We start from the raw sequence: 6,638 nt of genomic DNA, 5'->3' as shown, positions 1-6,638 counted from the left end.
GCGGGTCGGCCGCCGACAGCGGTTCGGCGAGGACGCGCAGCCCCTGAGCGTTGACGACTTCGCCGCCGCCGCGCGAGAACCAGCGCAGCCGGTAATCGCCGACGTGGGCGAGGATCTCCGCGGGGCCGAAGACGTCGAGCGTCTCGTAACCTTCGAAAAGGAGCGCGTTTACGTCGAACGGGCGGCCGGGCAGGTCGGCCTTCTCGCGGCGCACGCCGTGATACGGGCCGTCTTCGACGGTCCCGGCGGCGCGGAAGCCGAGATTCTCGTAAAAACGGTTCAGTTTCGCGTTGTCCGCGGCGCAGTCGAGGCGCAGCGCGCGTTTCCCCAGCGCCGTCGCCCGCTCGCCGGCCAGGCGCAGGAATTCCCGTCCCGCGCCGCGGTCGCGCAGCGACGAGACCAGGTTGTGCACGTGCAGCGCCGGCCGCGGCGCGTCGCTCCAGCGCGGGTCCTCTTCGAGCAGGACCGCCGCCGCGACCGTTCCGCCGTCGCCGTCGAGCGCGAACAGCTTGCCCTCGCGCAGCATCCGCTCGTAATAGGCGCGCGGGTAGACTTCGCGGTAGTTCGTGACGTTCCACTGCCGTATGCCCGTTTCGTCCATCCAGCGGATGCGCGCGTCGATCAGCGCTTCGATCCGCTCAAGGTCGCCGCCGCGGGCGGCGCGAAATCGAGAGGTCATGAAAAGATCCCCTGTCTGAGAGCGTCCGTTATTCAGTTTTCAGCCACTCCGCGACGCCCTCGTCCGTCAGCTTGTTGGCGTCGAGGCAGTCTTTGACGTCGCCGGCGCAGTGGGCGCGGATCTTCCCCGCGCTGCCGCGCGGGCCGCTGCCGCCGTGCGTGCAGAACGGCCAGACCGTCTTGCCGGAAAAGTCGTACTGCGACAGGAAGCTGACGACGGCCTGCGGGCAGGTGAACCACCACACGGGGAACCCCAGCGCGACGCGGTCGTAAGCGGCGAAGTCCCCCACGCGGCCGATGAGCTTGGGCAGCTCGCCGGTGAGCTGTTCTTTTTTGCCGACGATCACCGTGCCGGCGTAGCTTTGCGGATACGCCTTCTCCGTCTTGATCTCGAACAGGTCGCCGCCCGTGACGCGCGCGATCTGCTCGGCTCTGGCCCGAGTCGTGCCCGATTTGGAGAAGTACGCGATCAGAAGCTTTGCCATGAAAACCATCCTTTCCGGAAAAAAATTTTCGCCGTGCGGCGGGCGTTTGGCGCGAAGAACGTGCGTTTGGCTCCGCCGCAGCTTTATTGTACCATGCGGGCGGTTTTTCCCGCATCCGCCGGGCGCGGGGGACTTTTCCACGTCGCGCGCGGCCCGTTCCGTCTTTTTCGACCGACGACAAAAGCCGCCGCCGTCCAGCCCGCCGCGATAGGTTGATTGTCGGCGGAACTATGCACGCCGGGACGCCCGGGGCATGTGGAAAACGCGGTCTGATCTTTGGCTCCACGGGGACTTTTGAAACCACGATGCGAAGACTATCCACAGAAGAGGCACATTATCCACAAAATAATGTGTATAAGTCGGCTTGATTGTCGATAGTCTTTCCGCAATAACGCGGAGGTTTTCTGGCGATAAAAGTTTTGATACGTCCGTTCCCGGCCTCAAAACGAGCGGAGCCGCCGCGTCCGGCTTGACAAGGCTCCGTTGCTTCGATATCTTCATGGGCAGGAAATTCTTGAAGAAGGAGGCGTTTCCCTTGCGTGACTCAAAAAAAATCTCTGCTGCGCCGCCGACCTGCGGACGCGGCCCCGCAGGCGCTTCGGCGGGAGCGGCGCGATGAGACGCGAAGCCGCCGTCCCCTTTTTCTCCATGCTGCGCGGCATGGCGGCTGCGGTCGCCGCGCAGCTTGCGGGCGGGTTCGAAGAAGCCGAGGTCCGCGCCATGCTGGCGCGGGCGGACGAAGCATTTCAAGCCGACATCCCGTTCATTCCCGAGGTCGGCGCCGACAACCCTTGGCTCAAGAGCCTCGTCGGCGTCGCCTGGCTGTCGGGCGTGTGGCTCCAACTGGAAAAGCGCGGCTGGAGCCTGCCGCGCATCTCCCTGGCGACGCAGAAAGCGCTGGCCGCTTTCGCCCAATCCAGCCTTCCCGCGGAAAAGCGTTCCGCCATGGGCGCGGCCATGTGCTCGCCGGAGCTGGCCGAAAAGATCGCCGCGCGCTCGCGCGAACGCCGCTTCCCTGACGACTGGCTCGTCGAAGCTGTGTTGCCGCGCGAAGGCGAATCCTTCGACGTCGGCTACGACGTCTTCAAGTGCCCCGTCGTCCAGTACCTTGAGGAGCGCGGCCTGCGGCGCTTCGCCGCCTGGTTCTGCCGCGACGACTACCCGCTCCATGCCGCCATGGGCGTCCGCCTCGAACGGACGCGGACGCTCGCCGACGGGGCGGACCGCTGCGATTTCAGGCTGAAACTTTGTGAAGAACCGTTCACACAGATCATGGAGTAGCCGCCGCGTTTTGCTTGACAAGGTCCCGCCGTTTGATTATCTTAAAGCGGCAAAAACATCTTTTGACTTTTTACAGGAGGCGATTTGTTTGAAGAACCTGAAACGGCTTTTGGGAGCGCTGGCCCTGCTGACGGTCCTGGCGGCTTCCGCCTGGGCGGCGCCCAAGAACGTGACGCTGGTGCTGCTCCGTCACGGCGAGAGCGAATGGAACCTCGAGGACCGCTTCACCGGCTGGTCCGACGTGCGCCTGACCCGCAAAGGCGTGAAAGGCGCTTTCAACGCCGGCATCGCCATGAAGAACGCCGATCTGACGTTCGACGTCGTACACACCTCGCTGTTGAGCCGCGCCATCGCCACCGCCTGGCTGGCCATGAGCGCCCTGGACTGCCGCTGGCTGCCCGTGGAGAAGTTTTGGCGCCTCAACGAGCGCTGCTACGGCGACCTCGAGGGCAAGACCCGCACGGAAGTGGCCGAAGCCGTCGGCAAGGAGCAGGTCGACATCTGGCGCCGCAGCTACGACGTGCCGCCTCCGGCCCTGGCCTACGAGGACCCTCGTTCGCCCGTGCACGATCCCCGCTATGCCAATCTTGACCGCCGCTTTATCCCTCAGGCCGAGAGCCTCAAGGACGTGATCGCCCGCGAAGCGCCCTATTGGAGCGACACGCTCGCCCCCACGCTCCGCGCCGGCATGAACGTGCTCGTGGTCGGTCACAGCACCGCCCTGCGCGCCCTCTCCTCGTGGGTCGAGCCTCACCTGACCCCGGAAGAGTTGCAGAAGCTCGAGATTCCCAACTCCACGCCCGTGGTCTATAACCTTGAGATCACCGACGACGGTTTCAACGTCGTCTCCCGCGAAGTCATGAAGGTCGAAGACGTGCCTTTGCCGCCGCCTCCCGAGGCCGACAAACCCGCGGAAAAGCCCGCCGAAGCTCCCGCTCCGGCCGCCGGCAAATAACCGCGGACACAACTGAAAACATCGAAAACGAAAGAGCGGCCGAGGGGCGATGAATTCCAACTCATCGCCCCTCGGCCGCTTTTTCGTTTTATGATATCTATTTTTGATCATATCATCTGAATGCCGATAGCGAATGGTCTCGAGACACAACGTTCCACGTGGAACATTTTTTGCGGATCCGTTCCTCGAGCTTCGCCGCGTTCCCCGCTACGACAAAATCCGCGTCTGGTCTGCGCCGTCGTCCTCGAAGACGAGATATTCGTCGAAGTCGAGCCACAGCTCTTCGCCCTCGGGGATCTGGCCGTAGGTGTGCCCGGCGGCGATCACGCGCACGTCGGCGTCGCCGATGCGCACTCGGCAGTCGTTGGTGTCGCCGAGATAATACGCTTTGGCCAGCGTCCCCTTGAGCACGCCGCGGTCGCGGCGCATGACCATGTTCTCGGGGCGCACGGCCACCACCACGGGACCGCGCCGCTCGCCGCCGTACGCCATCCACTGGCCGCCGGGAAAGTCGACGCGCCCGTCCGAGGCGGCGCCGCGGATGAAGTTGATCTTGCCGACGAAATCGGCCACGAACTGATTGGCCGGGCGGCGGTAGATGTTCGTCGGCGTGTCCATCTGCTGCACCGCGCCTTTGTTGAAGACGATGACGCGGTCGCTCATGGCCATGGCCTCGGTCTGGTCGTGAGTGACGTAGACCACGGTGATGCCGAAGCGGCGCTGCATGTCCTTGATCTCGAAGCGCATCGACTCGCGCAGTTTGGCGTCGAGGTTGGACAGCGGCTCGTCGAGCAGCAGCACGCGCGGATTGCACACCAGCGCGCGCCCCAACGCGACGCGCTGCTGCTGGCCGCCGGAAAGCTCGTTGGGCAGCCGCTTGACGTACTGCGTCAGGTGAACGGCCTCCAAAATATCGAAAACGCGCTTCTTGATTTCGCCGCGGGACAGCCCCTGGATCTTGAGCGGATAGGCGACGTTGTCGAACACGTCCATGTGCGGCCACACGGCGTAGGATTGAAAGACCATGCCGATGTTGCGGCGGTTGGGCGGCACGAACTGGCCGCGGCCGCTGACGACGGCGTCGTCGATGAGGATCTCGCCCGAAGTGGGCTTCTCGAAACCGGCGATCATGCGCAGCATCGTCGTCTTGCCGCAGCCGGAAGGCCCCAGCAGCGTCACAAACTCACGGTCGCGGAAGACGCTGCTGAACTTCCGGATCACCTGAACGCTGCCGTAGGATTTGGTCACTTCATTCAACGTAATCGAAGACATGCGAAAAGCGCTCCTTGTCTAAATCGAGAACTCGCCCTTGGTGAGCTTGTTGAGTATCCAGTTGACGGCGATCACGAGGGTCAGAATGCCCGTGGCGATGGCCGCGGCGGTCTGCTGGCTGTGGTAGGTCTGATAGGTGAACAACTCGTAGCCAATCGTCTTGGTGTCGGTGGAGTAGAGCAGCGTCGACATGGTCAGCTCGTAGAAGCTGGGCATGAAGATCAAGAACCACCCCGCCACGATCGACGGCGCGATCAGCGGCAGCGTCACGTCTTTGAAGCTGCGCAGCCAGCCCGCGCCGGAGATCAGCGACGCTTCTTCCAGCGACGGGTGGATCTGGCTCATGGCCGACACCACCGTGCGCATGCCCATCAGCAGGTACTTGATCATGTAGGCGACGATCATGATCGTCAGCGTGTTGTAGATGTTGACGCCGAAGCGCCCCGACATCGTCATGATCAGCGCCAGGGCGATAACCACGCTGGGCGTGCCGCTGCCGAGCGTGATCAGAAAGTCGGGGATGCGCCGCCCCTTCGCCTGCGTGCGCGTCAGCAGCCAGGCCATCGCGCAGGAGATCGCCATGCCCGCCGTGGCCGCCGCCGACGCGGCGACGAAACTGTTTTTGGCCGTGTCGAGGATGCCTTTGCGCGTGAAGAGGATGTGCCAGTAGCGCGTCGTGAAGTTGGAGGCCGTCAGCGCCTTGCCGAGATTCTTCGTGAACGACGTCATCGCCACCGTGGCGAACGGCAGCGCCACCACGACCAGCGCGAACAGCGCCACGGCGACCGTCACCGGCAGCCGCCAGCGTCCCAGCTCGACGATGTTGGGGCGCGTCGACTTGCCCGACACGGTGATGTACTGTTTCTTGCCGCACAGGAACGTCGACGCGTAGAGCACCAGATTGGCGATCAGCATCAGCGACACCGCCAGCGTCGTGGCGTCCGTCAGCCCTTCCGCCGAGCCCACGTAAACGTAGTCGATGATGCGCGTCGTCACCGTGTCGATCTGCCCCGGCGCGCCGATGATCGAAGGGATGCCGTAGCACGACGCCGCCGAGACGAAGACCAGCAGCCCCGCGGCGACGATCGACGGCAGCATGATCGGGAACGTCACCGTCAGCACCGTCTTCAGCGGCGAAGCGCCCGAGATCTTCGACGCCTCTTCCAGCGAAGGATCCATCTTCTCCATGGCGCGCGAGATGGTGATGAAGGCGTAGGGATAGTAGAACGTCGTCAGCACCCAGACCAGCCCGCCGATGCTGTAGATGTTGAACGGATTTTCCGCCAGTCCGAAAAGACGCGCCAGCCACACGTTCAGCGTGCCCACGCGCGGATTGAGCAGCCGCAGCCAGGCCATCGCCCCTACGTAGGGCGGCACCATGTAGGTCATCACGAACAGCGTGCGGAAGAAACGGCGCCCGTACATGTCGGTGCGCCCCACCAGCCATGCCAGCGGAAAGGCGATCAGCACGCCGAAGACCATCGACAGCCCCGCCGTCGCCAGCGTGTTGCGCAGCGCCTCCCAGTTCAGCTTGTACGTGTAGATGCGCTCGAACGCGGCGAGCGAGAACGAGCCGTCGGCGAAGAACGAACGGACGACCAGATAGCACATCGGAAACACGTTGAACAGAACCAGAAAGCCGACGATCGCGAGGATCAGCAGCGCCTTCGCGTCGATGCGGAACTTTCCCGGACTTTGTATCGTTGGCGAACCCCCGCTCACGGATACCAGCTCCCGCCGTAAGAATTTTGTGAAGTGCCCCGGGCGCAACCGCGTGCCCGAAGGAACATGACTTCTTCATATTGTACAGGAAGGCGCGCGAAAATTCACGGGGCGCGCTTTTTTCTCCAGGGCAATCGCTTACGAAAAATCATCCGAGCAAGACTCCTGTAAATTGACAAGCCCCTGTAAATCGAAAAGAGAGAAAACGACAACAAAACGGCAACTCAGAAGTAGTAAGTTCAGTA

General features: G+C 63.3%; 6 protein-coding genes. 2 read left to right on the top strand and 4 right to left on the bottom strand.

The window, feature by feature from the left end:
* Together HMPREF7215_RS09115 and HMPREF7215_RS09110 are read right to left on the bottom strand one after the other, a co-directional pair.
* A partial coding sequence (locus tag HMPREF7215_RS09115; RefSeq protein ID WP_009165542.1) for a GNAT family N-acetyltransferase occupies positions 1-679 on the bottom strand: 679 nt, incomplete at its 3' end.
* A 28-nt stretch (positions 680-707) separates the two neighbouring features.
* A complete protein-coding gene (locus HMPREF7215_RS09110; RefSeq protein ID WP_198004592.1) occupies positions 708-1,163 on the bottom strand; it encodes a flavodoxin in 456 nt (151 codons plus the stop codon).
* A 615-nt stretch (positions 1,164-1,778) separates the two neighbouring features.
* Between HMPREF7215_RS09110 and HMPREF7215_RS09105 the strand changes: the two genes are divergently transcribed.
* A complete protein-coding gene (locus tag HMPREF7215_RS09105) occupies positions 1,779-2,444 on the top strand; it encodes an L-2-amino-thiazoline-4-carboxylic acid hydrolase (protein WP_009165538.1) in 666 nt (221 codons plus the stop codon).
* Positions 2,445-2,532: 88 nt separating this feature from the next.
* Positions 2,533-3,399 carry a 2,3-bisphosphoglycerate-dependent phosphoglycerate mutase gene (locus HMPREF7215_RS09100; protein ID WP_198004591.1) on the top strand — a complete coding sequence of 289 codons (867 nt, stop codon included), beginning with the start codon at positions 2,533-2,535 and terminating at the stop codon, positions 3,397-3,399.
* A 207-nt stretch (positions 3,400-3,606) separates the two neighbouring features.
* Here HMPREF7215_RS09100 and HMPREF7215_RS09095 read toward each other — a convergent pair whose 3' ends face one another.
* Positions 3,607-4,671 (bottom strand): ABC transporter ATP-binding protein, encoded by a 1,065-nt coding sequence (locus HMPREF7215_RS09095; RefSeq protein WP_009165536.1) that lies wholly within the window; start codon positions 4,669-4,671, stop codon positions 3,607-3,609.
* An 18-nt stretch (positions 4,672-4,689) separates the two neighbouring features.
* Positions 4,690-6,393: an ABC transporter permease gene (locus HMPREF7215_RS09090; protein WP_009165535.1), complete on the bottom strand. Its 1,704-nt coding sequence runs from the start codon at positions 6,391-6,393 to the stop codon at positions 4,690-4,692.
* Between the last annotated feature and the right edge of the window lie 245 nt (positions 6,394-6,638).

Source organism: Pyramidobacter piscolens W5455, from assembly GCF_000177335.1.
In the GTDB taxonomy this organism is placed as follows: Bacteria; Synergistota; Synergistia; order Synergistales; family Dethiosulfovibrionaceae; genus Pyramidobacter; species Pyramidobacter piscolens.
Note: the sequence above shows the minus strand (reverse complement) of the source record. Positions and strands in the feature narration are given on the sequence as shown.

Coding starts and splice junctions, on each gene's coding strand:
- HMPREF7215_RS09105 (WP_009165538.1), top strand. CDS start 1,779: ATGAGACGCGAAGCCGCCGTCCCCTTTTTCTCCATGCTGCGCGGCATG.
- HMPREF7215_RS09110 (WP_198004592.1), bottom strand. CDS start 1,163: ATGGCAAAGCTTCTGATCGCGTACTTCTCCAAATCGGGCACGACTCGG.
- HMPREF7215_RS09095 (WP_009165536.1), bottom strand. CDS start 4,671: ATGTCTTCGATTACGTTGAATGAAGTGACCAAATCCTACGGCAGCGTT.